At 67.7% G+C, this 26990-nt stretch carries 28 protein-coding genes and 3 pseudogenes; 11 read left to right on the plus strand and 20 right to left on the minus strand.

Annotated elements, in window-relative coordinates; genetic code table 11:
* Positions 1–39 precede the first annotated feature (39 nt).
* Positions 40–279, minus strand: a complete 240-nt coding sequence (locus ACFUNE_RS31370; protein WP_383575019.1) for a transposase — start codon at positions 277–279, stop codon at positions 40–42.
* Positions 280–297: 18 nt separating this feature from the next.
* On the opposite strand from ACFUNE_RS31370, the gene ACFUNE_RS31375 reads away from it, so the two are divergent.
* The gene (locus ACFUNE_RS31375; protein ID WP_383575020.1) at positions 298–864 is read left to right on the plus strand and encodes a ricin-type beta-trefoil lectin domain protein; all 567 of its coding nucleotides are present in this window, start codon (positions 298–300) and stop codon (positions 862–864) included.
* A gap of 72 nt (positions 865–936) precedes the next feature.
* Here the strand turns inward: ACFUNE_RS31375 and ACFUNE_RS31380 are convergent, their stop codons facing one another.
* On the minus strand, positions 937–1317 hold the full coding sequence (locus tag ACFUNE_RS31380; RefSeq protein ID WP_383575022.1) for a 3-oxoacyl-[acyl-carrier-protein] synthase III C-terminal domain-containing protein: 381 nt from the start codon (positions 1315–1317) through the stop codon (positions 937–939).
* A gap of 666 nt (positions 1318–1983) precedes the next feature.
* Between ACFUNE_RS31380 and ACFUNE_RS31385 the strand changes: the two are divergent.
* Positions 1984–2079: pseudogene (locus ACFUNE_RS31385) on the plus strand (DUF6510 family protein); the annotation flags it as partial.
* A 764-nt stretch (positions 2080–2843) separates the two neighbouring features.
* Here ACFUNE_RS31385 and ACFUNE_RS31390 read toward each other — a convergent pair.
* The 5 genes from ACFUNE_RS31390 to ACFUNE_RS31410 form a co-directional block, all read right to left on the minus strand.
* Entirely contained in the window at positions 2844–3155 is a 312-nt protein-coding gene (locus ACFUNE_RS31390) for an SCO5918 family protein (RefSeq protein ID WP_383575024.1), read from the minus strand.
* Positions 3156–3210: 55 nt separating this feature from the next.
* Complete coding sequence (locus ACFUNE_RS31395) at positions 3211–3615, minus strand: CBS domain-containing protein (RefSeq protein ID WP_383575026.1); 405 nt, start codon at positions 3613–3615, stop codon at positions 3211–3213.
* A 47-nt stretch (positions 3616–3662) separates the two neighbouring features.
* Positions 3663–5171 (minus strand): DEAD/DEAH box helicase, encoded by a 1509-nt coding sequence (locus ACFUNE_RS31400; protein ID WP_383575028.1) that lies wholly within the window; start codon positions 5169–5171, stop codon positions 3663–3665.
* Positions 5172–5509: 338 nt separating this feature from the next.
* The gene (locus ACFUNE_RS31405; RefSeq protein WP_383575030.1) at positions 5510–5713 is read right to left on the minus strand and encodes a cold-shock protein; all 204 of its coding nucleotides are present in this window, start codon (positions 5711–5713) and stop codon (positions 5510–5512) included.
* 785 nt (positions 5714–6498) lie between these two features.
* Positions 6499–6837, minus strand: coding sequence for a MerR family transcriptional regulator (locus ACFUNE_RS31410; protein ID WP_383575032.1), 339 nt, complete (start codon positions 6835–6837; stop codon positions 6499–6501).
* 1271 nt (positions 6838–8108) lie between these two features.
* On the opposite strand from ACFUNE_RS31410, the gene ACFUNE_RS31415 reads away from it, so the two are divergent.
* Complete coding sequence (locus ACFUNE_RS31415; protein ID WP_383575254.1) at positions 8109–8582, plus strand: ATP-binding protein; 474 nt, start codon at positions 8109–8111, stop codon at positions 8580–8582.
* A gap of 140 nt (positions 8583–8722) precedes the next feature.
* Here ACFUNE_RS31415 and ACFUNE_RS31420 read toward each other — a convergent pair whose 3' ends face one another.
* The 4 genes from ACFUNE_RS31420 to ACFUNE_RS31435 form a co-directional block, all read right to left on the minus strand.
* Positions 8723–9070: a hypothetical protein gene (locus ACFUNE_RS31420; protein ID WP_383575034.1), complete on the minus strand. Its 348-nt coding sequence runs from the start codon at positions 9068–9070 to the stop codon at positions 8723–8725.
* A 145-nt stretch (positions 9071–9215) separates the two neighbouring features.
* Entirely contained in the window at positions 9216–9791 is a 576-nt protein-coding gene (locus ACFUNE_RS31425; RefSeq protein WP_383575036.1) for a transcriptional regulator, read from the minus strand.
* Between the two features lie 101 nt (positions 9792–9892).
* Positions 9893–10246: an STAS domain-containing protein gene (locus tag ACFUNE_RS31430; protein ID WP_383575038.1), complete on the minus strand. Its 354-nt coding sequence runs from the start codon at positions 10244–10246 to the stop codon at positions 9893–9895.
* 647 nt (positions 10247–10893) lie between these two features.
* Complete coding sequence (locus tag ACFUNE_RS31435) at positions 10894–11022, minus strand: hypothetical protein (RefSeq protein WP_383575040.1); 129 nt, start codon at positions 11020–11022, stop codon at positions 10894–10896.
* Between the two features lie 26 nt (positions 11023–11048).
* Between ACFUNE_RS31435 and ACFUNE_RS31440 the strand changes: the two genes are divergently transcribed.
* Positions 11049–11285, plus strand: coding sequence for a hypothetical protein (locus ACFUNE_RS31440; protein ID WP_383575042.1), 237 nt, complete (start codon positions 11049–11051; stop codon positions 11283–11285).
* A gap of 439 nt (positions 11286–11724) precedes the next feature.
* On the opposite strand, the gene ACFUNE_RS31445 is transcribed toward ACFUNE_RS31440, so the two are convergent.
* Complete coding sequence (locus ACFUNE_RS31445) at positions 11725–12192, minus strand: tectonin domain-containing protein (RefSeq protein WP_383575044.1); 468 nt, start codon at positions 12190–12192, stop codon at positions 11725–11727.
* A 525-nt stretch (positions 12193–12717) separates the two neighbouring features.
* Between ACFUNE_RS31445 and ACFUNE_RS31450 the strand changes: the two genes are divergently transcribed.
* Positions 12718–13074 (plus strand): STAS domain-containing protein, encoded by a 357-nt coding sequence (locus tag ACFUNE_RS31450; protein ID WP_383575046.1) that lies wholly within the window; start codon positions 12718–12720, stop codon positions 13072–13074.
* 61 nt (positions 13075–13135) lie between these two features.
* A complete protein-coding gene (locus ACFUNE_RS31455) occupies positions 13136–14839 on the plus strand; it encodes a SpoIIE family protein phosphatase (protein WP_383575048.1) in 1704 nt (567 codons plus the stop codon).
* Positions 14840–14991: 152 nt separating this feature from the next.
* Here the strand turns inward: ACFUNE_RS31455 and ACFUNE_RS31460 are convergent, their stop codons facing one another.
* The 3 genes from ACFUNE_RS31460 to ACFUNE_RS31470 form a co-directional block, all read right to left on the minus strand.
* Positions 14992–15327 (minus strand): STAS domain-containing protein, encoded by a 336-nt coding sequence (locus tag ACFUNE_RS31460; RefSeq protein ID WP_383575050.1) that lies wholly within the window; start codon positions 15325–15327, stop codon positions 14992–14994.
* Positions 15328–15572: 245 nt separating this feature from the next.
* On the minus strand, positions 15573–16103 hold the full coding sequence (locus ACFUNE_RS31465) for an ATP-binding protein (protein ID WP_383575052.1): 531 nt from the start codon (positions 16101–16103) through the stop codon (positions 15573–15575).
* 534 nt (positions 16104–16637) lie between these two features.
* Entirely contained in the window at positions 16638–16880 is a 243-nt protein-coding gene (locus tag ACFUNE_RS31470) for a hypothetical protein (RefSeq protein ID WP_383575054.1), read from the minus strand.
* Between the two features lie 265 nt (positions 16881–17145).
* On the opposite strand from ACFUNE_RS31470, the pseudogene ACFUNE_RS31475 reads away from it, so the two are divergent.
* Positions 17146–17280: pseudogene (locus ACFUNE_RS31475) on the plus strand (Sua5 family C-terminal domain-containing protein); the annotation flags it as partial.
* Positions 17281–17294: 14 nt separating this feature from the next.
* On the opposite strand, the gene ACFUNE_RS31480 reads toward ACFUNE_RS31475, so the two are convergent.
* Positions 17295–17930 carry a carbonic anhydrase gene (locus ACFUNE_RS31480; protein WP_383575056.1) on the minus strand — a complete coding sequence of 212 codons (636 nt, stop codon included), beginning with the start codon at positions 17928–17930 and terminating at the stop codon, positions 17295–17297.
* Positions 17931–18324: 394 nt separating this feature from the next.
* A pseudogene (locus ACFUNE_RS31485) lies at positions 18325–18837 on the minus strand (transposase family protein); the annotation flags it as partial.
* 125 nt (positions 18838–18962) lie between these two features.
* Here ACFUNE_RS31485 and ACFUNE_RS31490 point away from each other — a divergent pair.
* On the plus strand, positions 18963–19343 hold the full coding sequence (locus ACFUNE_RS31490) for a hypothetical protein (RefSeq protein ID WP_383575058.1): 381 nt from the start codon (positions 18963–18965) through the stop codon (positions 19341–19343).
* A gap of 27 nt (positions 19344–19370) precedes the next feature.
* Here the strand turns inward: ACFUNE_RS31490 and ACFUNE_RS31495 are convergent, their stop codons facing one another.
* Positions 19371–20213, minus strand: a complete 843-nt coding sequence (locus ACFUNE_RS31495; protein ID WP_383575060.1) for an IS5 family transposase — start codon at positions 20211–20213, stop codon at positions 19371–19373.
* Between the two features lie 529 nt (positions 20214–20742).
* Between ACFUNE_RS31495 and ACFUNE_RS31500 the strand changes: the two genes are divergently transcribed.
* From ACFUNE_RS31500 to ACFUNE_RS31510, 3 genes are all read left to right on the plus strand, one after another.
* A complete protein-coding gene (locus ACFUNE_RS31500; protein ID WP_383575062.1) occupies positions 20743–21156 on the plus strand; it encodes a hypothetical protein in 414 nt (137 codons plus the stop codon).
* 635 nt (positions 21157–21791) lie between these two features.
* Positions 21792–22589 (plus strand): IS701 family transposase, encoded by a 798-nt coding sequence (locus ACFUNE_RS31505; RefSeq protein WP_383575064.1) that lies wholly within the window; start codon positions 21792–21794, stop codon positions 22587–22589.
* On the plus strand, positions 22586–22978 hold the full coding sequence (locus tag ACFUNE_RS31510; RefSeq protein WP_383575066.1) for a transposase: 393 nt from the start codon (positions 22586–22588) through the stop codon (positions 22976–22978). The genes ACFUNE_RS31505 and ACFUNE_RS31510 overlap by 4 nt, the downstream gene beginning before the upstream one ends.
* Before the next feature lie 106 nt (positions 22979–23084).
* Here the strand turns inward: ACFUNE_RS31510 and ACFUNE_RS31515 are convergent, their stop codons facing one another.
* A complete protein-coding gene (locus ACFUNE_RS31515) occupies positions 23085–23354 on the minus strand; it encodes a barstar family protein (protein ID WP_383575068.1) in 270 nt (89 codons plus the stop codon).
* An 876-nt stretch (positions 23355–24230) separates the two neighbouring features.
* On the minus strand, positions 24231–26984 hold the full coding sequence (locus ACFUNE_RS31520) for a P-loop NTPase fold protein (protein ID WP_383575070.1): 2754 nt from the start codon (positions 26982–26984) through the stop codon (positions 24231–24233).
* Positions 26985–26990: the final 6 nt, after the last annotated feature.

Genomic DNA, 26990 nt, shown 5'->3' on the forward strand with positions numbered 1-26990 from the left:
GCGCAACAGATGGAGCATCTGCGGAACGATCACGGAGTGTTACTGAAGCAGGATCATCTTGCGGAGTAGTTCGAATCCGGCTCGGCCGTAGAGTTGCCTCTTGATCTTCTTGATCCGGTTCACGGCGCCCTCGATGCTGCCGGAGCTCCATTCCAGGGTGAGTCCGGCTGTCACGGCATCGAGGTCTCGGAGCAGGTGGAGCGCGAAGCCGGTAAGGTCGGGCAGTTGGCTGGCGTCGATCCAGGTGGGCAGCGGGGCGCCGAGGCGGTCGGTGAGCATCTCGCCGAAGTCGCGGACGTGTTCGGCCGTGTCCAGTTCGGGGCAGCGGGCCAGGACGTCTTTCAGGCCGGCATGCGCAAGCTCGCCGCCGCCGCCATCTCGGCTGCCCTCCTGTCCGCCCCGCTGTTCCCCACGACCGCTTCGGCGGCCGACCCTCGCGAAGACCTTCCCGCGGGCGTCTTCCTGATCAAGTCCGACCGCTACAACACGTGCGCCAAGGCGAAGCCCTACTACGGCACCCAGCGCATCGCCGGCGTCGGGTGCGACAGCAAGGACAAGGGACAGCGCTGGACCTTCGACCCGACCACCCGTCAGGTCCGCAACCAGGACCCCGCCTTCGCCGGCCAGTGCCTCACCGCCGGCTCCGGCAGCTGGCTCGTCATGCAGACCTGCTCCAAGGAAGTACTGTTCGGCGACCCCGCCCAGGAATGGCAGCAGCAGGTCCGCCCCGACGACAAGGGCGACACCCCGGTCCAGACCCTCAACGCCTACGACGGCGGGCAAACCGTCTCCCCGGGCGAATACTGGGGCGTCTCCATCACCGACATCGGCCGCCACCAGGCGATCAGCTTCCTCAAGGTCTGAGACCACAGGGCCGAGCCCGGCATCGCGTGGGCAGCGACCTGACACGCGATACGGCCCCTGATACCGAGGCCTTCAGGATGTGGCTTTCCGGTGGCGCAGGGTGATGTGGCCGGCGGCGACGGATCCGGCGACGTCGCCGATCAGTGCGCAGACCACGGTGGCGGCGGCGTCGGGGGTGTTGCGGTGGGAGTGGAAGGCCTCTTCGAGGAGGGTGAAGGCGGAGACGCAGGCCAGGGTGCCGACGGTGGCGCTGATGGTGTGCACCGTTTCGTCGGGTGCGCCGAGGCCGGTGGCGACCTCGGCGAGCATGCGCGGGTTGGACTCGTGCAGGCACAGCCGGTGCAGGTCGGCGAAGGTGGTGCCCCGGCCCAGGGCGGCGGGGCTGGGGCGGTCCGCCGGCTGTGTGCGGGTACGGACAGCCTCGGCCGCCCCCTGTTCGGCTGTCCTCACCACACGGCTGCAAGCGCCACAAGCAGCGAGCGGCGCTCGCTGCTTCGACTGAACGCGTGTAGCCGAGCGGCGCGCTGCGCCCTGTACGGCTACCGCACCTCGCCGAACGGCGGAACATCAGCCTCGGCGGCGTCGAGGCGGAGCCGTTCGTAGCGCAGCGGGTGGCGCCACACTCCGTGGTCCTGTGACATGTCGGCGCTGAACTCCGCGACGAGGGCCGGGTCGACGAGGACCGGTTCCAGGGGGGTGCGGCTGTTCCAGGACGCGGTAAGGCGGACGCCGATCCATGGGTGGTCGGGGCCGGCCGCGGTGAGGTGTTCGGCAAGCTCGCGGGCCGGGTTTCAGCGGGGTGGTCTTGCCGACCAGTCGTAGTTGGCCGGTGGTGTCGTAGGGCCCTTGCGCAGACCGGCTCGGCGCGGGACCCCCTGCGGAGGCGTTCCTGACAGTGCGCGTCCTGCACACCCGCCGGCGCGGCCCGCCCCGCCGGACGCATCACAGCCGCCGACCTCCAGGACCTGCCCATCCCTGCGGACAGCCGCCTGCTACGTCTGCGGACCGACCGGCTGCGTCGAGCGCACCACCGACCTGCTGCGCGCCGCCGGCCACCCTGCCGACCACATCCGCACAGAACGCTTCGGCTGACCTACGGTGACATCCCAGGAGACAAAAATGAACGAGCCCTTCACCACGCACCTGGACGGCAACGCCCTGGCCCGTCCCCTCGCCGACGTGTTCTCCGTCGACCCCACCACCGCATGGCGCCGCTGCCCGTCCTGCCGCCTCCCCTCGCGCATGGGCCAACTCCACGTCTACGGTCCCGGCCCGGTCTCACCGGCCGCTGTAGCGGCTGCGCGGACATCGCCCTGCGCGCCGTCTCCCAGCCCGGCCACCTCTGGCTCCAACTCGGCACAAGGGGCGGGGCGCTCCGCTTCACCCTGCCGCCCAGCCTGCACCAGGAGCCCGGCACCGGCTACCACGCGAGAAGCCCCCCCCCCCCGATTCTCGGCAGCCTGGCACTCCTGGCCGCCGGAGGCACGGTCCTGGCCGGAACGGTCTGTGCCCAAGGCGCCTACGCGTGGCTCGCCGCAGGCCTGCTCCTCACCGGTCTCGGCATCTCGTTCATCCTGCCCGCCCTCGTCGCGGCCATCATCGGCGCCGCCCCGCCCGGCACGTCAGGCTCGGTCGGTGGCCTGCTCAACGCCGTCCGCCAGATCGGCGCCACCTTCGGTGTCGTCACCATGGGCGCCGCCGCGACCGCCGGCACGGGATGGTCACTGCTGTTGTCGAGCGGCTCAGGGGCCCAGGATGTCGCGCAGCTCGCCCACGGCGCGCTCTTCGTGCTGCGGACGGGCGGGATGTACCGGGTCGCGATCGAGGACGTCAGCGCCTGGACGATGGGCGACTTCAGCTACTCCGACCACTGGCCCACTGCCCGCGCCCGGACACTTCGATACGCGGTGGGGGTCCGGCCGGAGTGCGTCGGCCGGACCCTCACCACTGCGTACCGGCGGCTCGCGTCGGCCGGTTGCTCAAGCGGCCATAGGGGCGCCGAGCATCGCAGAAGCCTGCTGCAACGGACTGAGAACCCGAGCGGGGGCGGGGGCCGGGACCGGACCGCGGCAGGTGAAGCCGAGCTGGGTCATGGCCCGCACGACTTCTCCTGCGCTGAAGTCGCGGCGGTCCTGGCGTGTGATGACCTGGCCGACCTGTTTGACGGGGTAGGTGCGTCGGCCGATGATCACGGACTCGCCGGAAGCGTGCTCGGGCTTGATGCCTTTCATCGCTTCCAGGACGCCGCTCCTGGTCAGGTCGAACGGGAAGCGGGCGATGACACAGCGCATGATGCCTCACAGGGAGAGGAACGAAGAGGGAGTGGTTCTGCCGCGGACGGGCGACTCAGCGGGCGAGGGCGAAGACGCCCAGGGCACTGCCGTGTTCGTCGACCACAGGCAGGGCATCGACGTCGCTGTGGCGCATCATGTGCCCGGCTTCGGCCATGGTGATCACCGGTGAGGTGAACGGCCCCCGGTCGCTGAGGATGTCCCGCAGCCGGAGCCTGTCCGAGTACGCGGAACCGTCACGAACTGCTGTGAGCCGGGACCGGGTGACCAGGCCGATACACAGGCCGCTGTCGTCACAGACGAGCAGATGCCCGGTAAGGGCACTGGTCATCACGGACAGGGCCACCTCGACGGTCATGTCGTCACAGACCTGCGGCCCGGCGGTCTCCATCACGTCGCCCACCGTCCTGCCTGCGGGCGTGGCATCCGTCGAGCCCGGCTGCGTCTGGACCAGCGTCAAAAGGTTCCTCCGGCACAGAGTGGGTCAGCTTGCGGATCACGAAGTTCTCAGGCAGCGGCGTCGAAGGAGGACTGGTGCGCGCTCACGCGCCGGGCCGCGGAGGCGGGGCTGCGCCGGCCACGAGAGGATACGCCGCGGCTGCGCTCACGCCGCGCTGCCACCGGCGCGGTGATCGTCACGGGAATCCCTGAGGGGGCTTGGGCACCGGTGATGCGGCCGAGTGCCTCTTCACCGGAGTGGACCTGGGTGGTCTGGGGCACGATGCCGGCGGCGGTCATGAGGCGGGTCATGTCCCGCCGCTGGCTGGGCGTGACGAGGGTGACGACGCTGCCGGACTCCCCGGCCCGCGCGGTTCGGCCGCCGCGGTGGAGGTAATCCTTGTGGTCGGTCGGCGGGTCCACGTTGACGACAAGGTCGAGGTTGTCGACATGGATGCCGCGGGCGGCGACGTTCGTGGCCACGAGCACGGTGACGTGCCCGGTCTTGAACTGGGTCAGGGTCCGGGTGCGCTGCGACTGCGCCTTCCCGCCGTGCAGAGCGGCGGCCCTCACACCGCTGGCCAGCAGGTGGTCGGTGAGCTTGTCCACGGCCCGCTTGGTGTCCAGGAACATGATCACCCGGCCGTCGCGGGCTGCGATCTCGGTGGTCGTACGGTTCTTGTCCGCGCCGTGGACGTGGAGCACGTGCTCCATCGTGGTGACCGCACCGGCGGAGGGGTCGACGGAGTGGACGACCGGGTCGGTGAGGTAGCGGCGGACCAAGCGGTCGACGTTACGGTCCAGGGTGGCGGAGAACAGCATCCGCTGGCCCTCGGGGCGGACCTGGTCCAGCAGCGCGGTGACCTGGGGCATGAAGCCCATGTCAGCCATCTGGTCGGCCTCGTCCAGCACGGTGATCGCGACCTGGTCGAGTCGGCAGTCACCCCGGTCGATGAGGTCCTTGAGCCGGCCCGGCGTCGCCACGACGACCTCGGCACCACCGCGCAGCGCGTTGGCCTGGCGGCCGATCGACATGCCGCCGACGACGGTGGCCATGCGCAGCCTCACCGAGCGGGCGTAGGGGGCCAGGGCGTCGGTCACCTGCTGGGCCAGCTCACGCGTCGGCACCAGGACCAGGGCCAGCGGCTGCCGGGGCTCGGCACGCTGACCGGCGGTGCGGGACAGCAGAGCCAGGCCGAAGGCGAGGGTCTTGCCGGAGCCGGTACGCCCACGTCCCAGGGCGTCGCGGCCCGCGAGGGTGTTGGGCAGGGTCGCCCCCTGGATCGGGAACGGAACGCTCACCCCCTGGGCGGTCAGCGCCGCCAGCAACTGCCCCGGCATGTCGAGGTCGGCGAACGTCTCGACGGCAGGCAGCGCGGGAGTGACCGAGACCGGCAGAGCGAACTCGCCCTGAACCGCGGCGGGCCGCCGCCCATGGCCGACCGAGCGGCCCGAACCGCCGGAACGGGCCGGGGCAGCGGAACGGGTCGAGGCGGTCGAGTTGAAGCGACTACCGCCCCGGCCGGAGTCGGCGGCACGGCTGCGGGAAGAGCGGTTGTTCGTACGTGTGGGGTTCATTCAGAACCTTCCTTGATACGGCACGTATCAAGGAATTCTCGCAGCGGAAGAACAGCGCGGGGAATCACAAGAACGGGCCGAGCGGAATGAGAAATCAATTGAGACCTACATTTTCCCCTGGAGCGGGACGCAGACCATGGAATGAGTGACGCCATATCGGCGAGGCATCCATTTCCACCGACAGGTGGGACTCGGAAGGATTGGGCAGCGAGAAGGCTCTGGGGAAGGCTCTGCGGGCGGAGGGTTTCACCGCAGGTGGCACCACTCCCGGGAAATGCCCGGAGCTGGGGCCCGCACCCCGGAGGATGCGGGTCCCAGCTACGACGTGCGCGTCAGCGTCAGGCGGGAACGATGTTCTCGGCCGTCGGGCCCTTCTGGCCCGGTGCGATGTCGAAGGTGACCTTCTGGCCTTCGAGCAGATCGCGGAAACCCAGGGCGGCGATGTTCGAGAAGTGGGCGAACACGTCAGCGCCGCCACCGTCCTGCTCGATGAATCCGAAACCCTTGGCCGCGTTGAACCACTTCACAGTGCCTGACGCCATGTCATATCTCCTTCGGGGCAGGTACGTCGGAATCCGTGATGCACGGATGCCGCGTCGCCGCGATGATGCCCCGCCCGGAGAGAACCGGAAATACAATGAAGCTGCCACTGGTCGAAAACACCCACGCAGAAGCTTGAAGTTTTGGGAACCACAACTGCAACCGAGATGGACAGTAGCATGCCGTAATGGTCCGCGTACGCTGAATAATTCCACTCTCTTCGCCGGGGTAAGAACACTCCCGGCGCGACGCATTGAACCCTCACGCCGTGGCCATAGATATCGACCCGCCCCGAGCACAGCGTTCAGGAAGGACGCGCACCTTCACAGCGGCGGGGAAACCGACCGCTCGGATGCAGGTCGGCCCACCAGCGCGTCGCCTGTCAGAACGAAGGGTCGCGGAAGGCGCACCTGTTGTCCAACAGCCCAGAGGCGCGGCCGATATTCGCGGGCTGAGGGTGTGTGACCCAGGATGTCACCACACATCACGGCCTGACCAGCCTGGAGCTCACGGTGGCCCGAAGGGCACATCACGAGCTGGGCGGTACGCGTCCGGGATACTGCCCCTGGCTCTGCAGGCGAAGTCCTCACTGTGTTGAAGCCTCCCCGCGGACGCCGCCCCGGCCAGCTGATGGACATCTTACGCGAAGAGGCAGCGGCACGGCAGAGCACTCACGCCGAAGACGAGAGCACCCTTCCGGCACGACAACCTCAGGGGAACGGCCCTTGAGTGCACTTCCGGCAGGCGGGCTCGGCACCTGCCGGTTTCCCAGCGGACGCGCAGGGCTTCAGGCCGAGGTCGGCGTGCTGGGCGGCTTCGTGTCTCGGTGGTGTTCGGCGTTGATGCGCTGGGCTTCCTCGAGCTGGTCTTCGAGGATGACGATGCGGCAGGCGGCCTCGATCGGGGTACCGCCGTCGACGAGTTCGCGGGCGCGGGCGGCGATACGCAGCTGGTAGCGGGAGTAGCGGCGGTGGCCGCCCGGGGAGCGTAGGGGGGTGATGAGGCGGGCTTCGCCGATGGCGCGGAGGAACCCTTGTGTGGTGCCGAGCATGTCGGCGGCTCGGCCCATGGTGTAGGCGGGGTAGTCGTCGTCGTCGAGACGGTTGAACGAGTCGTCTGCTGTCACTTGCACCTCTCTTGTGGAACACGCTGGAGGGGCCCCGGCGCCAATGGCACCGGGGCCCCGAAGGAACTGCTACACCATCTGCCGGCCCTGGTCCTGCGCCGGCCTTCTGTTTCCGCGAACCCGACCTGAATGCTGTGGTCGGGGGTGCGGGGATCGCGGTTGCTTGACCGGAGACCACCTCACTATCGATGTCCTGCGGTACCCGGACTCGCGTGGCGTCCGGGCGATCCTGATGGCGCCTGGTTCCTCCGTTCATCCCTCTGGGATCACTACTGCTACTGCTACTGCTACTGCTGGTACTGCGAACTGCGATGCGTACTGCTCGGTGACCTGTGACAGCGCCACACTCTCCGGCAGCCAGCCCCGTCGCCCGTCCCGCATCTGCTCTGGCTCAGAACCCCACTGCCGAACCTCCCGATGCGCGCGCCCGCAGCCGACGCCTTCACCGAGGTACCACTCACCCACTGCCACTGCGTTAACTGCGGTCCCGCTCACGGCAGCCCTTGATCACTACGGGCCGCCCGGCCCGGTCGCCAGTCCCGTCGCCCCAACAAACCTGGCTTCGAAACTCCACCACCGCACCGTCCTGCGAACTGCTCGGTGGCCTGTGACAGCGCCACGCTCTCCGGCAGCCAGCCCCGTCGCCCGTCCAGCGATCCACTCTGGCTTAGAACCCCACTGCCGAACCTCCCGGTGCGCGCGCCCGCAGCCTGGCGCCTTCACCGAGGTACTTCGTGACTGCGGTCCTGCTCGTGGCGGCCCCTAATCACTGCGGGCCGCCCGGTCCGGTCGCCAGTCCCGTCGCCGTCCTGCACAAACCCTGGCTCCGAAACTCCACCACCGCACCGTCTTGCGAACTGCAACTACCGGTACTGCATGTACTTCTGCCAGGCAGTTCGTCTCTGCCCGGCCCTGCTGTCCTTCTGGCTACGAGAGAAACCATAACCACACCACCACCCAATGTCTACTCCACCCAGGACAGATTTTCGCTCTCCTGTCAGAGAGGTAGTCGCCCTCCTCGCCAGCAAGGACCAGAGCTCGCACCGTGCCCGGCGCAAGACGCCACAGGTCACTCACCTCCCTCGTCCGGTCACCGTTGCGCACCGGGCCAGGGGCCGGGGTTGACAACGCCCGTCTTCCCCTTCGTTCGCGCCACCGTCACAACAGCCGGCCCAAGGGCCGCACCCGCCCGGCCAGGCGGGGGGTGTGCAAAACGGTTCGAGGGGAATATGAGTGGTCTCAACCGTTGCGATGGGGACGAGGGTGGCAAAGTGCTTCCAGTGGCACGCGGAACCGATGATCAGCCACTGACGAGCAGCCCGGCGCTGTCGGTCCTCGCCTCCGCCGATGATCAGCCGGTGGCCGCAGCCCGGCATGCCGCCCGTGAGTTCCTGACCGCTCTGCAGGCCGTGCACGGGATCCCGGTGTCCGGCCGGGCGATGGGCATGGTGCAGCTGGTCGTCAGTGAACTGGTCACCAACGCGCACAAATACGCCCCCGGCCCCTGGCTGCTGAACATGGAGCTCAACAAGGGCGCCGTGGAGATCAGCGTGTGGGACACCGAACCGACACTGCCGATAGCCCGCGCCGCCGACCCAGGCCGGGTCGGCCAGCACGGCCTCGAAATCGTGATCGGCGTCAGCCACACCTTCGAAATGCGCCGCGAGCCCGTCGGAAAATACATCAAAGCCACCATCGCGCTGGCCGACGACCCCGACGGACACCCAGCAGGCCGCCTGATGTGACCGCAAGCGCGCTTCCCCGATCTCCAGCTCCCGGACGCGGCGCTCGGTCTGCCCCAGCTGCCATCACAGCCAGTCGCGCAGGGCTCTGTTCCTTTCCAGGTCGCTGATGGCGCCCGGGTGCGGGGTGGCGTCGGGCATGGCTAGGCCGCGGGGCCGGCAGTGTCGTGGGCATGCTTGAGGGCGGTACGGGCCGCCACCCGGTCCGGGCCGGACAGCGTCGTCCAGTACGGGTGGGTGATCACGAGGGTAGTGAGCTCCAGGATCCGCGCACGGTACCCGGCGAGACGCTCGGCCTCCTCGGTCTTGCAGCCGGGGCTGTCCTGCTTCTCGGACAGGTAGTCGCTGTGCAGCTGCTTGTCCGACTTCCACCCGGGCATCGGCTCCGCCGACCACGCCAGGAGCTGCGCGAACTGGTCATGCTCGGCCTGCGCCGCGTCGAGGGCGGCCTGGGCGTCGAGGAGGTCCTGAGGGAAGTCGAAGACAGACACAACTTAATGCTACGTTTGTTCGAATTCCGGATGCGGGCGGCGCACCGGGCCACCCCCCGAAAGCACCAAGGGCCCGGCTACGGCTACCAAGCGAGGCACCGCCCCGCCAGCTGCAATGCCGGGGCGGCGTCGTCGCTGGCCGATCTTACGTGGCCCAGCCGATCGAGGAGACGTTGCTGTAGGCGTCGTACTCGGATCCGAGGTCCTGAGTGATGTCGTCCCAGATCGCGTCGAGTTCGTCGGCGTCGTCGTTCATCCAGGCGTCGACGGCGCGGTCCCAGACACCGCGCACGCTGATGCTGCGGCTGGACAGATCCCGCTGATGCCGGCCCTCCACGCGGGACTGGTCGACAGGGTTGATCTCGACACGGGTTCCACGGCCCTGGTTGTTCAGCCGCTTCTTCAGGTGGGCGGCCACGTTGCGGCGCCGCAGATCCCAGTACGCGGCATCCAGCCGCGACCGGTTCGCCTTGTTCGGGATCCGCTCCTCGGCAAGCCAGGCCATCAGCGTGCGCGGGGAGACGTGGATCCCGGCACGGTCCATGGCCTCGTATCCGGCATCCGTCTTGGTGAGGTAGTTCAGGCGTGCGGCAAGGCCGCGCTCACTCTCGACGGATGAGGCGATGCCGGTGACCATGCGTTCGATCGCGACACCGAGGGCGTCCGCACCGGGCAGGCCCCGGGTGTTGAACGCACCCAGGTCCATCCAGCGGCCGGCCATCAGCGGCCCACCGCGCCCACGGTGTACTCACCCGTGGCCTTGCCCTCGCCGTACTCGATTTTCATCTGGGCCACGCCCCATCCCTCGTCGAGCTCCGGCGGCTAAGGAGCGACAGCTTCCTCAACCGTTGCCCGAACGTGCAGGAGAGCATCGACTCCACTGATCTTGAAGAGGCGCTGCAGTTGAGGCTGCGCCCCTGCCACGTACAGGGTGGCTGACTGATGGGCGAGGATGAGCACGTTCAGAAAAGACGAATCTGCGAAGCTGACGCCGGAGGCGTCCAGCACCACCTTCGTATGCTTACCGGTGGCGGCCTTCAGCGCCTCGGCCAGAGGGGCGATCGTGACCATGTCGCACTCACCGTGCGCGACGACGACCCAGGCGTCATGGCACTGATACTGACCCACCACGCCTTGCGCCGGTTCCGGCACGAGAGCATGGTCACGCAGGCCCACGCTGTTCTCCTCAGCGTCGCCTGCGCCTCCCGATGCGACAGCCTCGCTCGCCGACATGTCCGTGTCCCTCCCGCGACTCTCACCTGTCAGAACAACCCGAAAAGTATGTCATCCGATGAGAGCGAAGCCTTCCCCCGACGGCACGGCACCTGATCACCAACGGTTGATCCATAGCAATCCGCGGGCCAGCACCACAGCTCGGCAGCCGGAGGTAGCCCACGCGTGGCGGCGGAGAGCAACCCCACCCCCAGCACGTCTCGGCACAGAATTCCGCCGGCTGCGCCTGGCCAGTGGTCTCAAGAGCGCCGAAGTGGCCGAGGTGCTCATGGTCTCCAGCCCAAGATCAGCCACCTGGAGACCGGACGCCGCACCATCAAGCCCCGCGACGTACGCGACCTGGCACCGTCCCCGCATGCGCGGAGAGCAAGTCAAGATCATTCTTGCCCAATTGGGCAACCGCCAGACCATCCCCCCGTGCACGGGAAGCAATGCCGTGCTGAGTGGCCGCACCCGCTTCTGACCTGCCGTGGTGACTGACCGGCCGGAAAACTCACCATGGCGGGGTCCACTCGCCACTGAAAACTCACCACGGCGGCGCGGACTCACCACAAGAACTCACCACGGCAGGTCAGCGGCCTGCCGGATGGTCAGTTGACGACCTGGACCTCGTGGACGTCGGCGGTGAACCCCGTCGCGCGGGACTCGGTGAACCGGCCGCCGTCGTTCAGGGCGGGCGCGGTCCAGGTGACGATCCAGGCCGCGGTCGCGGTCCCCATGAACCGGCCGCCCGGCTGCTCGGGCGATGGGTGACGGCACCACGGTCACGGCGGTGACGGTGACACCGCCGGCCGTCGCCGTAGCGGTCGCCGGACCGAACGTCGCCGTCGACGGCGTGGCCCACATCCACATCGGCATCCCGACCACATACGTCCCAGCCGCGCGGGGGCTGGCGACCGTCGGGCCCTCCAGGCGCATCGAGGCCGCCGCCCGCCGCGCAACCAGCTCCGGGTCGATGGTCGGCACGGCCGGGCCGTCCTGACCCTTCGAGACGAAGACGACGCCGCCCCGTCCGCTGTCGCACTGCACCTTGTAGACCCCGCCATCCTTCGGATCGTGCCCTTTCCATGACAGGTGTCCGGCCGGGGGAGGCGGGTCGACCATAGGAGCACTTGTCCGTCGGCTTGCTGTCGCCACCGGACGCGGCCGGGGCAGCCGCGGCCGGCTTCCCTCCCGAGGAACCCGACGAGCCGGGGGAGCCGCCGCCGTCCACGGCGCAGATGGTGACGAGGACGTCGCCGGTTCCGCAGACGCCGCCGCCCGGTCCGCTCGCGTGCGCGGCCGGAGTCAGCTCCGCCCGCCAGCTCCGGCGCGCAGTTCTTCGACATGAGGGTTCGACGGCCAGTGCCCGGCACTGGTGCTGTGCACTGGTGCTGTGCACTGGTGCTGTGCACTGAGCCGTCGCTCCGAGGGCCTCCGGCTCAGCTGGGCTGGTCTCCGGTGTAGCGGTAGATGTTGCCGTTGGAGTTGACGCCCCACACCGTGCCGTCGGCCGCGGCGCCGATGTCGCTGAGGGAGCCAGCGACGCTTTCCCAAGGGCTGGTGTCGTTGTTGGTGTAGTGGTAGATCGCCCCGTTCGAGTTGACGCCCCACACGTTGGTGCGGGAACCGACAGCGATCCGGGACAGGTTGCCGTTGATCTTGGTCCAGTTCGTGGAGCCCTGGTCCCCGGTGTAGCGGAAGATGTCACCGTTGCTGTTGACACCCCACACCGTGCCGTCGATCCCGGCGCCGATGTCGCTGAGGGAGCCGGGGATGCTCACCCACGGACTGGTGTCGTTGTTGCTGAAGGTGTAGATCCCGTCGTTGGAATTGACACCCCACACGTTCGTGCGGGACCCGGCGTCGATCGCCTTCAGCGACCCGGAGATCTGCTTCCACTCAGACATGTCGTACCCCTTGCTCGTGCTGGATGTTGCACAGGGACTCCTTGGCGAGTGACAGCAGGACAAAACAGATGGAAATCCTGACCAAAGAGCTAGATCATCTGAAAATCCACGTTTGGCTTCACTACCTCTGCGCCCGGCACGGCCAGCGATCCCGACGGCCAGGAGCGTGATGGCCAAAAGCCCTTCCCCCTTCGGGCAAGGCACACGGCCTGCCGTTGACATCTCCAGGTCACGGTGATGGTCGAGGACGAGAGTTTCCAGCAGCCCGAGGCGCCGCAATTCGCCGTGATGAGTGCCCGCACCCGCGTCTGACTTGCGGTGATGAATGGCCGGCCGGAAAACTCACGACGCCGCCCTGCCTACTCACCATGGCGGGGTTAACTCACCGCGAAAACCCACCACGCCGCGCGGACTCACCGCCGAAAACTCACCACGGCAGGTCAGCGGCCTGCCGGTCAGTTGACGACCTGGACCTCGATCGGTAGATGCGATGATCGGTTTATTCCAGCGTGAGGAGGAGCCACCGTGTTGGTTCCGACGTCCGACGTGCGACTGTCCGAGGGCTCTGGCCGATGCGCGGTGCTGATCATTTCAGGCGACGTCGATCGCGATCTGGTCCCCGCGATCCAGGCTGCCCTCGATGAGCTGATCGCCGAGGGCCGGGTGCAGATCGTGCTGGATGTCCAGAGCGTCACGTTCATGGACTCCGCCGGTCTGGGAGTACTGACCTACGGGATGCGCGGCACGGAGGCCGCGGACGGGGGTCTGAGCCTGGCCGGGGCCGGTATCCAGGTACGCCGGCTGCTGGACATGAGCGGCCTGGATGAGGTGGTCAGTGTGTTCCCCGACGTCGATGCCGCCCTCGCCACCTGGGCCCCCTGATGACCTCTCGCAAGTCCCCGGCCTGCTGTTTAGCACGCGGGCGCCGGGAAAAAAGAGCCGGATGGAAAGCTCTGATGCGGGTGCGCCCGCCGTCTCCCTGGTGGGCGACGCGCTGATGTCCGAGCTGTTCGCCGCCGCAGGCGCCGGCATCTACGCTGTGAATGCCCAAGGCGTAGTGATCGCCTGCAACCCGTGGGCCGAGCACCTGCTCGGCTACGCGCCGGACACCCTGATCGGTGTCAACGCCCACCAGGCTCTGCACCCCCACGTGGGCGACGGACTCAACCTGCCCACCCAACGGTCCGTCCTGGAGGACATAGCCCTGGGCAAACGCTCCAGCGGCGACCGGGCCGTCCTGCTCCGGGCGGACGGCAGCGCACTCCAGGTCTGGTGGAGGGCGGCCCCGCTTCCCCCCGACGCCGGACACGGCAACGGTGCGGTGGTCGTCTTCCACGACGCCTCCGCACAGCGCGAGCGAGACGGACAGCGGGCATACCGCTACGCCCACAGCGAGACGATGCGCGAGCAGGCCGAGTACGACCTCGCCGAAATCGCCTGGCTCGCCGAGCTGACACTGGCCATGGTCAGCACCCTGAACGCGGACGAGGCACTGCGCCGCCTGGTACGGCTTCTGGTGCCGCACCTTGCCGACACCGCCGTCATCCATCTCGCCGCTGAGAGCCGCGCCCTTGACCGCACCGCCTGGGCTCACCACACACCTGAAGTTCTCCCGGCAAACCCTGACGAAAGCCTGGCCCTTCCCGACGCGCCCGCCCACACCGAGGCGCTGCAGCGGGTGATGCGGGGCGCCGGAGTCCAATACGTGACCCCGCCCGGCAGCTTCGGGCCGGATCTGCTCGGTGTGGTCGAAGCGACCGAGATCATCGTGCTACCGCTGCGACTGCGCGCCACCACATTTGGAGCCCTGACACTGATCCGCTCCGCGGCCAGCCCGCCGTACAACGAAGCGGACCAGGCCGTGGCCGAAGAAGTGGCCCGGCGTACCGCGCTGGGCCTGGACAACACGCGCCTGCACGCCGCCCAGGCCGACATCGCCGCCACCCTCCAGCGAGCCCTGCTCACCGACCTGCCGGATGTCCCCGGACTGGAGCTGGCAGCGCACTACCAGCCCGCTCAGCACGCCGCGGAAGTCGGCGGCGACTGGTACGACGCCTTCCCCCTGGAAGGCGGCGACACCGCCCTGGTCATCGGAGATGTCACCGGACACGACATCAAGGCGGCCTCACGGATGAGCGAGCTGCGCAACATGCTCCGCGCCCTGGCCGTCGACCGCCCGGAGGAGAGCCCAGGCCAGATCCTGCGACGTCTGGACACCGCCCAGGCCCGGCTGGCCCTCGCCGACTCCGCCACCACCGTTCTCGCCCGACTCAGACCGGACGGCACAGGATCCTGGGATCTGGCCTGGTCGACTGCCGGACACCCGCCACCTCTGTTGATCACCGCGGACGGCAGCACCAGCTACCTCACCGGCGGGAAATCGCTCCTGCTCGGCGTCCGACCCACCACCGAGCGCCCGACCGCCGAAACCCCGCTCCCCGCCGGCGCGACCCTGCTGCTCTACACCGACTGGCTCATCGAATCACGGACCCAGAACCTCGACACCGGGATGACCCGCCTGCGCCAGCACATCACCACCCACCAGCACCTGCCACTGCCCCAGCTGTGCGCCCAGCTGGCACGTGAACTCGGCGACACCCGCGACGACATCACGCTCATCGCCGCCCGCACCCCGCCGCCGAACTAACAACCTGGCCGGGGAGCACGCCTGCGTGCCCACAGGACCTCCGGGCCGAGGCACACCTAATGGCCGCCCGCCTCCAGCCACCCGGCCTCCCAAGTGCCGGCGTTGCAGGGCGGTGAAGGCGTCGGCCGAACAGCCCGGCCTGCCGACTGGTATCAGGCCGCCCGCCGCGCGGGCTCGTCGGGGAGCAGGCCTGCGATCTCGAGGGTGGGGAAGAGCTCGGCAGCCGTGCGCAGGAGCTCCGCGGCCTGAGGCTCAAGGCCTGTCACTGTCATCTGACGAGAGGGGGCGTTCGCGGGATGCGGGTCGGTGAGCAGGTGCAGGGCGGCGGAGTCCATGAACGGGACGTCGTGCAGGTCCCAGACGACCCGGGTCACGCTCACCGGGAGTGCGGCGAGGGCCGTGCGCAGTGCGGGTGCGGTGTCGTGATCGATAGCTCCGTGCGGAGTGATGCGTGCGGTGCTGCCGTCGAGCGCGGTGGTGATGTGCATGTGGGCTGCCCCCTTCCGGGGGTGGGGAGCCCAAAGACGAAACACCCCTCGCTGGGGGGCGGGCCGACGATGGCGGGAGCTGGAAGCCCGTGAAGGGGGCAACGCCCAGAACCCAAAAGGCCGGCACCCAGGGTGCCGGCCGATCTCGTGTCCGCCCATGCTTGCACGACGACAACTAATCTGGCCAGGCAGCGCCCGGTCGGGCCTACCGGTTCGACGTTCCGTGCCAAGGCCGGCGGGGCAGATCAGACTGTGGGTGGTGTTGTCGCCGCTGGGGTGTCGGTCAAGGTGATCCGAGCTGTGACGCGTTTGCCCGCCTGGTCCTGATCGATGAATAGGTGAGTGGTCACGGCCTTGACGATTTCCAGACCGTGCTGGCCGATCCGACATGGATCCGCGGTCCGTGCGAGGGGAAAGGCGGCCTCGCTGTCCCGCACCACGACATCGATCCACTCCACGGTGATGAACAGCTCCAGCGAAGCCGGGCCCGGGGCGTACTTGCGGACATTGGTGACCAGCTCGCTCACAACCAACGGCGTGAGATCCCTCGCCCTCGCCGCGATGAGGACGCCGTGGTCGGCCCGGGCTCCGTCGAGGAAGTCGAGGGCGTGGTGGCGGGCCGTTGCGATGGAACCGTCCACATCCTCCAGCGGATAGCCGGCGCGCATCAGGTACTCAGACGGCCTGCCACAACTCCCGTCTCTGCTATCAGACCTCACTGACTTCACCTCACTCCCCCGTACATCCGTGCGGCTACCCGCAACGACATTGTCCATGTCAGCAAGAGGTGTGGCCGGTGAAGCATCGATATGCGTCTGATCCCAGTGGCGGAGCACCCTCTTGCCTAACGCCCTGACCTGGGCGCCAGCGCAACTGCGGGCGAGGAAGCAACGGCTGGCAGGCGAGCACGCCGGCCGGGCACCATGCCGATCGGACACCGCACAGTCAGCAACGTCCGCATGCTACTCACGCCGCGGAGTGACTTCCGGATCTGTGATGTTCCTCGCCGTGGGCAGCGTCGAGCTGTGCCTCAAGTCCAGCGAGTTCTGGCCCCACCCCCTGCACCGGCCCGCCTCCCCCTCCCGCACCCAAGCGGCCAGGTCCTGGAGGGTCTCGGAATAGCCTCGGCGCCGAGTTTCCGCATGGGTGGAAACTGAAGCGTAGGAAGCAGTGTCTAAAGCAACGGCGACCGGCCCCCGGTCTGAGAAGGGGCGGCGGCAGCCGACTGCGCATCATGCGTGGCGATTGGTGCCGACTGCGTCGCCCAGTCACCGTCGCGGCGCCGACCGCCAGAACGGTCCGCTCACGGCTTACGCGGCACCACGCGCACCCAGGTCACGGCCGGTCCGCCGCCGGAGCTCAACCCGGGCCGCGGGCGTCCGGCCGGGCGAAGTGGACCAGAACGGGTGCCAGTGGATCCGGACGGACAGGGCCAGCAGGCGGCGGCGGAGCTCACTGGCGCGGCGTGGGCGCGGCGCGGCGAGTGCACGGTAGGTGTCGTGCCACTCCTGCTGGGCTCGTACGAGGTCGTCGGGGAAGGGGAAGCACTCCATCTATTAATTAGATCGCATGTTCGAATTTTGGTGCCAGTCGGACACCCCCGCTACCTCAGCGAGACGCACGCCTTCGTGGACAGGCCCTTGAAACCATGCGTCCAGGTGCGCCTGCGCTTGCGTGTCGCCGCACAGGGCGCGGCCCCACAGGCGGCAGAGTGGCAGCAGGGACGCGCTCAATCCTGCCGTCAGCTCGCCGAGCGCTGACCCGCTGCGGCTTCCGGGGATACCCCATCCAGCTCCCGGACCCCGCAGCACCAGCAGGTTCTTGCGCGCGCTCGACCAGCAAGGGTGCGACCTCGTCATCGCGTCCCTGCCGCTGGAGGAAGGGACGGGGCTGGCGATCGCCAACCCTCTTCGCAGGGCTGCGGGGCCCGCCCCTCCCGGTGAGCGGCCGTGACCGGGACGGGACGGTCAGAACGCGGCGGGGACCGCCGCATCGATGCCGCGGGCGGCGACGAGCTGTGCACTGCCGTCGGCCAGCCGGTAGGACAGCCCCACCACTGCGAGACGGCTCTCGGCGACCCGTTCGGCCAGGACACGGGAGCGTTCAAGCAGCAGATCCACCGTCTGCTCGATGTGCTCGGCAAGGATCTCCTGAGCCGTCTCGCGACCGGCCGCACGAGCTGCCAGCACACTCGGGGTCACCCGTTCGACGACATCGCGCACGAAGCCGCCTGGCGTCCGCCCGTCTTCCAGGACGGAGCAGGCCGCAGCGACGGCACCGCACGAGTCGTGGCCGAGAACGACGACCAGCGGCGCGTTGAGGACGCTCACACCGAATTCGATACTGCCGAGCACTTCCGTACCGGCCACGTGCCCGGCCGTGCGAACCACGAACAGATCACCCAGACCGCGGTCGAAGATGATCTCAGCGGCCAGCCGGGAGTCGGAACACCCGAACAGCACAGCGAACGGCTGCTGGGACGGTGCGGTCTCGGTGCGGCGGGTGGCGTCCTGATTCGGGTGCTCGAGCACGCCGGAGACGAAGCGCTGGTTGCCGGCCATGAGCAGCTCGAACGCGCCACGGGGCGTCTGGATCTCAGTCATGGCCGCAGCCTACGAGCCAGCACCCGCTGCAGCTGCGACAGGTCCCACCGAAAGGCGCCGGGTCGCGCGACGCCGCCGGCCCCGGCGTCCGTCACCCCCAGGCGCCGGGCCAGAGCGTCCTCGACGCAGGACCTCAGCGCGCGGCCAACTGACCGGCACCAACCGCAGCACGCAGCATCCTGGCTCCACTCCCTGATCGGCACCTGGCGGCGGATGGGGTGAGTCGGTTTCGACAAAGCACGGGTAAGGAGGGCTGGGAAGAGATGGTCTGCCTATTGCTCTGTGACGCTGTTGACGAAGCTTGTGTGACTGCGCTCGCACTGTTCGGTGACCTACTGGCCCTGGGAGCGGCCGACCGCGCCGGAGCGCGGCTGACCTCTCGGCGACGTTGTCCGGCCGCGATGGCGGGCAGGTCGGACTCTCGCCAGGCGTGGGCATCGGCCTTGTTCCCGGGGACGGGGCGGGCCGAGGCGATCACCAAGCGGCTGTCCGCATCGATGATGACCTGCACGTTCGCCGAGAACCGATAGTTACGGGAGGACGCGGCGACCCTGCGGTCGCGGACCGGGACCAAGGTTCCGTCCACGATCCACAACCGTTCGACATCCGCGACAGGCCGCGGCGCCGGCTCCAGCGCGAGAAGCGGCCGCAGGCGATGGATGACCCGGCAGACGGTGGCCGGTGAGCAGCCGAACAGCGGGGCGAGCTGGCGCATCGTGAGGTTGGTCCGGTAGTAGACGGCCACCAGGAGCACCCGGCCCGCCAGTGGCAGGCACCACGGGCGCCCTCCACCGGGACCGTTTCCGCCCCGCTCCCGTACCACCTTCACCAACTTCTCGAACCGGCCCATCCGCAAGCCGGTGAACGTCTCCACCCACAACGACTCAGCCCGCAACACCCCGCCCATACAAGAGGAATGCCCTATCCCAGGCATTCTGCAACAACCTTTAAAGAGCGTTTTGTCCTGGCAAGAGTGTTTGGCAACGCAGTGCTGCCGTGGATGATTGCGGGGTGTTGGTCCGAGTAGAAGCGGTGGGGCAGGTCGCCGACGGGCGCGCGATGGTTCGGGTGCGCTCGGAGGTGGGTGCCGTTGCGGCGTTCTGGTATGGCGATCCGACGGGAGTGGGCCGCGAACATCATGTGGAGTGGACCGTTGAAGAGGACGCGGCCTGGGGCGGCAACACTCGACCGGCCACTTCATTTTCACCCGGGGTGGATGAGGAGGAAGGCGGTCGGATCGTCTTTCGGGGGCGGCTGGGCCTGACGGGCGATGGCGGAGCCATGCTGGAAGTAGCTGGAACCCATATCCTGTTCGACCTCGCCGACCCGCCGCCGTCGACTGCTGTGGATGGAACGTGGGTCGAGATCAGTGTGGAGCGGAACAGCGTCAGCCTGTGGCCCTACCTGCTGTGATTCACAGGAGCCCGACGCTGCCGCCGTTCAGCTGTCGCGCCAGTTGTGGGTCGATTCGCGGGTGAGTCTGCGGCTCATGAGGTCGATCATCGTTATGTTGATCATGGCTTCGGAACGATGTGGGTGGGTTTCGTAGTCGCGGGCGAGGCGACGGTGGTGCATGAGCCAGCCGAACGTCCGCTCGACGACCCAACGTCGCGGAATCACCTTGAAGCCCTTCTGGGCAGGGTCGCGGCGGGTGACTTCGACATCGATGCCGAGGCGGGCGCCGTGGTCGATGACCTTGGTGCGGTAGCCGCTGTCGACCCACGCCTTCGCGACGCGGGGGTGGCCTTCGGCAATGTTCGAGAGCAGGCGGATTCCGCCGGCATTGTCGGAGACGCTGGCGGCAGTAACCCAGACGGCCAGGAGAAGGCCGAGGGTGTCGACGCCGATGTGGCGTTTGCGGCCTGCGATTTCCTTGCCAGCGTCGATGCCCTGGCCGATCGCGGGCACGTTGGCAGAGGTCTTGATGCTCTGGGCGTCGAGGATGCAGGCACTGGGCTCGGCGTCGCGGCCTTCGGCCTTCCGGACCAGGTGTCGCAGGAGTCCGTTGAGCTGGTCGAAGACGCCGTCCTTCTGCCAGGCGGCGAAATATCCGTAGACGGTTTCCCACGGGGCGAAGTCGTGTGGGAGGTATCGCCAGGGGATACCGGTCCGGTCGACGTAGAGGATGGCGTCCATGATCCGGCGCAGATCGTGCTCGGGCCGCCGCCCGATGGCCAGGCCCTTCCCTCTTCTTTCGGCCCGCCAGGCTGTCAGAGTTGCTTCCAGCAGTTCCCAACGGGCATCGGACAGGTCACTCGGATACGGCCGCTGTCTGCGAGGCATGTTTCTGTAGTACCGATAGCCGCCGTCCCGCCACAGGGCGCAAACCGGCGTGACCGGGGGCGTGCTGGGATCAGACGGGAGCGAAGGGATCGAAACGGACCCACGAAAGCCGTTATCCGCCTCACCTGCCACAAGAGACGTCTACTGGCTCAGCTGGGCTGAAGCGGTCCGCCGCCCGAACTGCAATGAAGCACCCCGGACGGGATAAAACGCTTTTTTAGAGGGTGTTTCGTCCCGATCCGCGTGCTTAATGAGGTCCATTCTCCTCGCCAGGTTGGTGTGGATTTGCGGGAGAGGCGGTGGGTCATAACGCCTTCTCACCGGTGTTGTCCATCGCGGCATGGCACCACTGCAATCCGGAGCCGCTCGGCGAGATGTCGCCCAATTCGTGTCGACGTTAAGGGGGTCACTTTAAGACAATGAGTGCTAACTCCGGGAGACGGTTGCGTGGTTCGGGGTAGGCCGTGCCGTGAAGCTGAGTCAGCAACCTTCTGTACCGTTTCGGTACAGCGAGCAAGGGGAGTGCCGCTTGTCGAAGATCAGCAGAACCTCGAAGGCCGCGATTATCGCGGCCGCCGCCACCCTTTGTACCGTCACGATGATGCCGGGGACCGCCGCAGCGGCCTCCTACGGCGGCCAGTGCGGCGCGGGATACAACGCGGGGTCGGTCAGGCATATCGCTGGCGGGTCGGTCTATCTGGCCCGCAAGGGGGGTGTCGCGTGCGCCGTCACGATTCGTAACAGCTTCGGTCCCCCCGCGACGCGGATGAGCGTGTGGGTGAAAAGCTCTTACGACGAAGGCTGGGTAGCCGATCCCGGAGACTTCAACCAGTTCGCCGGACCGGTCTACACCTCCACGTATCAAGGCTGTGCGGACTACGGCGGTCTGATCGGGGGACCGGACAACCAGATCACTGCCTACGAGGTGTGCTGGGACGCCTGAGGTCACCTGGCCCGCGTTCACGACAAGCGACGCCAGGTCCGCATCCCGAACCTGAGAACCGTGTAGTTCGCCGAGGGACTGGACCCAAGATGCCCAGGGCCTACACACACCAGTGCGATGCAGCTGGCCCCAAATAGCGGAGTACCCCGGGCCGCCCCGCGCCCCGGGGTACTTGGCACACCGCGCGGGTGACCACGGCCCCCGCCTGCACCGGGTCCAAAATCCTCCACGGCCGACTGTGGTCGACGGTGATGGGGTTCCGCACCGGCCCCACGGACAGCAACGACGTATCCGGCCTCAGACCCCGACGCCAGCGCGTGCGCTCAAACCCTCCCGACCTGGCCCCGGCCGCCCCCTCGGTTAGAGAAACAGCCGTTCGGCAACCCGTCACGACGTGGGACGGGTCCTCGAAACCAGCGAGGCGTACACCAGACCCGCCCATCACAAGACGGGCACCAAGCCCCGCCGACTGGATAAATGACAAGCTAGTGGCACCGGACCCACGGTGGCCGCGACATTTGCCCAGCCTTCTAGTAGTGCTTCGTTACCTTGAGTGATCTTGCCTGGTGGTGGGCATCTTTGGGGTTGCGAAACTGGGGGATGTCGAGCGGCTCCGGGGCGAGTTGGCATAGTTCGTGGGTGATGTGTTCGGGTCGTTGCCGCGGCAGGATCAGCGCCGGTGGGGTGCGTGTTATCTGCGCGGCCTGATGCTGGATGGTCGGCGTAAGTCGATCCAGCCGATGGCCGAGCGGTTGCCGGACGGGAACATGCAGGCTTTGCAGCAGTTCGTGAGCCAGTCGCCGTGGGATCCGTTGCCGGTTCGGCGGCGGATCGCCCGCCGGCTCTCGGAGGTGATCAGGCCGCAGGTGTGGGTGATCGACGACGTGTCGTTTCCCAAGTGTGGCCGCGCCTCTGCCGGGGTGGCCCGTCAGTACTGCGGAGCACTCGGGAAGCGGGCGAACTGCCAGGTCGCGGTCAGTGTCCATGCCGCCACCGACACCGCCTCGTGTCCGTTGGACTGGCAGCTGTATCTGCCCCGGGAGTGGACGGACGAGCCGGGCCGCTGCCGTCGGGCCGGCGTCCCCGATGGCGTCGTCCACCAGGAGAAATGGCGCCTCGCGCTCGGACTGCTGGACAACGTGAGCGAGTGGGGGCTGAAAGCCTCGGTCGTGGTCGCGGATGCGGGTTATGGCGTCAGCACCCCCTTCCGCCATGGCCTTCAGGAACGGGGCTTGTCCTACGTGCTGGCGCTGACCGGGAATGAAGTCGCCCACTGGACATCGAGCCCCACCAGCCGGATTACGCAGGACTCGGGCCACCGACGCTTGCCCGCTACCGGACGGCGCCGCGAGCACTTGCCGTCCACGCGGCCGAGGCCGCTGCCGCCGACCACTTCGCTGAGGTGGTCTGGCGGCAGGGCAGTAAAGGCATGATGACCGCACGGTTCGCGGTCCTGACGGTTCGGACGGCGGGCAAGCAGTCCCTGGCCGCCGCCCAAGCGGCAGGCGGCGGACGCAACCAGTGGGACGGAGTCCTGCCACCGTCCACGGTCCTGGTCGAGTGGCCTGCCGACCAGGAGACCCCGACGCGTTTCTGGATATCGAACCTGCCGCCCGAAACGCCGATTGCCGAGTTGGTGCGGTGGGCGAAGATGCGCTGGCGCATCGAGCACTACTACCGCGAACTCAAGCACGGCCTGGGCCTGGACCACTTCGAGGGACGCACCTGGCGCGGCTGGCACCACCACGTCACCCTCGTCACCGCCGCTCAGGCATTCCTCACCCTCAGGCCGCTCGACCCAAAAGTCCCCACGCCGGCCTGACCCTCTACCAGGTCCTGAACGTTCTCCGGGACCTGCTGAGGTGCTGGACTGGCACCTGCACCACCTGCGGCCGAGATCTGCCAATACAGACGGGCAATCGTCACGGCTACAGGTACTCCACCCGAAGACCCGGCCGATAAAGGTGGCGGTAACGATCAAGGCAGTCGGTCAGCATCGTCGCGCCGTCTGGCACCCGCTCGGCCAACAGCTCCCAACCCGTGAAACGCACATGTTCAGGGATTAAAGCGAGGCCGCTGACGGCGTCCCAGAAGGCACTCCAGTTCCGACCGTAGAAGTCCGGAAAGTCGAACTCCCGCTGAAGCAGTCGATGCAGTTCGTCCTCGTTTGCGACCGAAGCTACGTCGATGGTCAACATGACCTCATCGTAGGCACCAGCCGCGACTTCAAAGACGCAGACCTAACGAAGTACTACTAGCTGGCCGCACACGAACGGCAAACAAGCGCCTCAGAACTCGAAGATTGAGACGCCTAAGCCCGCACGAGCGGGAGTGAACCGTGGCGTCACGGATTTCACGCGACGCCCCATGAGAGAGCCCGCGTGAGCGGGAGTGACACGCACTTGCCCGGCGCGGTCATCACGATCAACGCGTAGCCCGCGCTAGCGGGAGTGACTCTGACCGCATGACCGGCCGCTTCATCCACCTCCGATGAGGCTCGCGCAAGCGGGAGTCCAGATGTGCCCTGACCGGCCGTGAGTTTCGGTGGAGCCCGCGCGGCTGGGAGTGACGCGGCGTCGCTGCAATCGAGTAGGAGATAGCCAGTGTAGAGCCCGCGCGAGCGGGAGTGACCCGACATCGCCGGTGTCGGGGTTGCGAACCTGGCACGTAGAGCCCGCGCGAGCGGGAGTGACACGGCCTCGTGCTCTCTCTCGGTAAAGGTGCCGCGGTGGAGCCCGCGCGAGCGGGAGTGACCCGGGTTGCGGCAGACACCTCTGCGTACGCGGTGGTAGGTCCCGCGCGAGCGGGAGTGATCCGCGCAGGGGCGCAGCGTCGGCCTGGTATCCGGCGTAGAGCCCGCGCGAGCGGGAGTGACACGCCGGCCCTTGGCCGGCACCGGGTGCTTGACCCGTAGAGCCCGCGTCAGCGGGAGTGATTCGACGGCCTGCTCGTTTGCCATGGCTGCGATGCCGTCGAGCCCGCGCGAGCGGGAGTGGCTTCTGCGCCTGCTTGGCCGCTGCCTAGAAGAAAGCATTCGCCGCGTTGAGCGGAGTGGCGTGGTGCTCGCAGGTGTCCTATGGCGTATGGACAGGGCAGTCCCTTTCCCATGGCCACTGGAGGACGTTGGCGGTCGGGCTGGTCGGCAGGGACCATGCTTTGCGGATCATGTCGATCAGCGGCCGGGTGCTGTAGGGCGAAATGGCCAGCTCCTGGCGTGCTTGTGCGAGGCGCTCCAGGTGGCCGTCCGCCCCGTTTGTCGCTGCTTGCCGGGTTCGGCGCTCGAAGGCGTCGCTGGCGAAGATGTCGAGGAGGGTGAGGGAGAAGTAGGTGTAGGCGGATGCTTCGTCGACGAGCTGGCGGGCCTCGTCTGCAAGTTCCCTCCCGTTCGGAACGGCGTTGATCTCGTCAGGCGCATAGAACGCGAATTCCTGCAGTGATCGGCGGAGTTCGTCTTCGGTGCAGGGGCAGGGCTCACGGAGCAGGGCGGCCAGGGTACGGAAGGAGCTGAGCACGCTGCCCGTTCCCTGCGTCCATTGCTGTTTGGCGAGGAGGGTACGGAAACCGGCGAGGGTTTCGGATAGTTCGTCGAGGATGAGGTGGCGAGCGATGCGCACCATCTCGCCCGACCCGGTTCTGTCTTTCATGTCCATGATGCGGCGCCCGTAGCGGACGAGGTCACGTGGGATGCCTCCTGCCATGGAGTGTGTCAGCACTGCGTAGGGTCCGGTGAGTTCTGCTCGTTTGTCGAGCATGGCGCGTGATTCCGTGAGTGTGGCGGGCTGGACGTAGACGACGTCGTCGAGTGAGCTGTCGGTGACATCGCGGTGGGGTAGGCCTCGGCGGATGAACGCGGCTCCGACGTCTTCGGCGACGGCGAGTACGTAGTGGACGTGATCGACGCCGAAGATCGCCTTGATCTCGGCGAGGAAGGCGAGGGCTTGGCTGTCTGTGCCCAGTCGGTCCAGTTCGTCGATTGCGACGACGACCGTTTCGTCGCGGTTCGCGAAGTCGGCCGCGATCTTGGCCAGTAGCTCCTTGAAGTCCTGTACGACTTCGGGGTAGTTCGGGGGGATGACGGTCACGGAGGTGGTGTGGGAAGTGCCGAGGGTGAGGATCTGTGGCGTGCCGCTCGTGAAGGTGGCGGAGGACGACAGTTGGGCTTGGAGGCGCAGCAGCTGCGTACGGCACCTTGCGACCAGGTCTGGTTCGGCTGGACGCGGCGCCCAGTGTCGGACGCTGAGCAGACCGATGCCGGCGATCAGCTCGGCCAGGTGCAGTGCGTTTCCGGGTGCCGCCAGGACTGCTTGGACTTCTGTGCTCCGCAGTGCATACCAGAGTCCTGCCCAGCCGGTCAGACCGGCGAGTACGCCCAGCCAGATCCGTGGACGAACCAGCACGCCGCGGATCCAGAACACGGGTACGGCAGCGGAGGCGGCCGATAGCAGCAGCCACAGCGCACCGGACCCCAGAACCGCTACGAAGACGCTGGGAGCGGCGTCCGGAAGGTGGGACTTGATCGAGGTGTTCTTGGCTGCGCCCAGTGCGGCGGTCGCGATCAGGGCGAGGCCCGCGATGGAGGTTACGGTCTGCCAGGCGCCGCGTGCTGTGTCGCGGATCCACTCGGAGTGCCGGGCTCGCCACCACGCGACGCCCAGCACTGCGAGGGTGAGGCTGGTGCCGGCCGCGGCCTGTCCTTGCCAGATTTCGACGATGTCGGCCCGCCGCTCCTCGATGTAGCGCTGGCTGACATCGAGGAGCGGCGGCAGGTGCTCGGCCGCGGTTGCGCGGATGGCCGCTCCCACTCCGAGAATGACGGCCAGGGCCGCGGGGAGGGCGAAGGCAGCCCACTTCATTAGGCGGACGATGTAGGTGCGGCCTTTACGCAGCAGGCGCTTGACCGGGGACACCTGCACGAGCGGGGGGATGTCATGACCGTGATGCCGGATGTACGCCTCGCAGAGGTCAACCGACAGCGACAGCAGGAAGTCATGGGGTGTGTAGCTGGCCGGGGCTTGTGCCAGAAGGCCGAAGTCGGCCTTTGCGACGCTTGCTTCGAGAAGTGTGGACTTTCCCGCTCCGCGGGGCCCGCACACGGCGATAGTACCGGACTCGAGCTGGCTGAGCTTGCGGTTCAGGGTCTGCATGGCCGCGTTGTCGACCCTGTACGCGTGGCCTCGGGGTGAGCGCAGACCCTCGGAGCGGTCCGCCACCAACAAGGAGTCCGGATCGTCTCCGAGCAGCTCGCGGGTGGTGCGCCAGACGGCCGGCTCGATGGCCTTCTCGGCTTTAGCCCCCCATTTCGCCGATTCGACCCCGAGCCGGAACCGGGCGAGGCCCCATCTGAAATACAGCCCTCCCGTCCGCAGGCACGCGAGCAGGTATCGGCCGCCCTTCCAGCGGCGAGCGCGGGACACTCCGATGAACGCTACGACGAGGAGAAGGGCCGCCCCGAGCCCTCGGGCTCCGAAGAGCACCGCAGCCGTGGAGAGAAGAACGGAGAGTGCCAGCCATGCGACACCCCATTGCTCAGGGAAGAGCTGGGACCGGGAGCGGTGGTACCGGTCACGGTGCTCGTCGCGGTAGCGGGCCGCCGATGCAACAGGGCGCGGGGGCACTGATGACAGTGCCCAGCGCATCACTTCTGGGTGACGCATCTGATCGATGACAGCGGCTCGCGTCGCCCTTGGCCTGTGTCCGAGCAGCTGTGCGACCCTCGGCACTTCCAGACAGCTGCGAACGCAGCGGTGGTAGATCAGCTCGGAATCGGCATCGACGAAGTCCTCGGCCCACGCGGCCCATCGTTCCGCGGATGACGGTAACGGCAGCATCAAGCT

Source organism: Streptomyces sp. NPDC057287 (genome assembly GCF_042667905.1).
Lineage (GTDB): Bacteria > Actinomycetota > Actinomycetes > Streptomycetales > Streptomycetaceae > Streptomyces.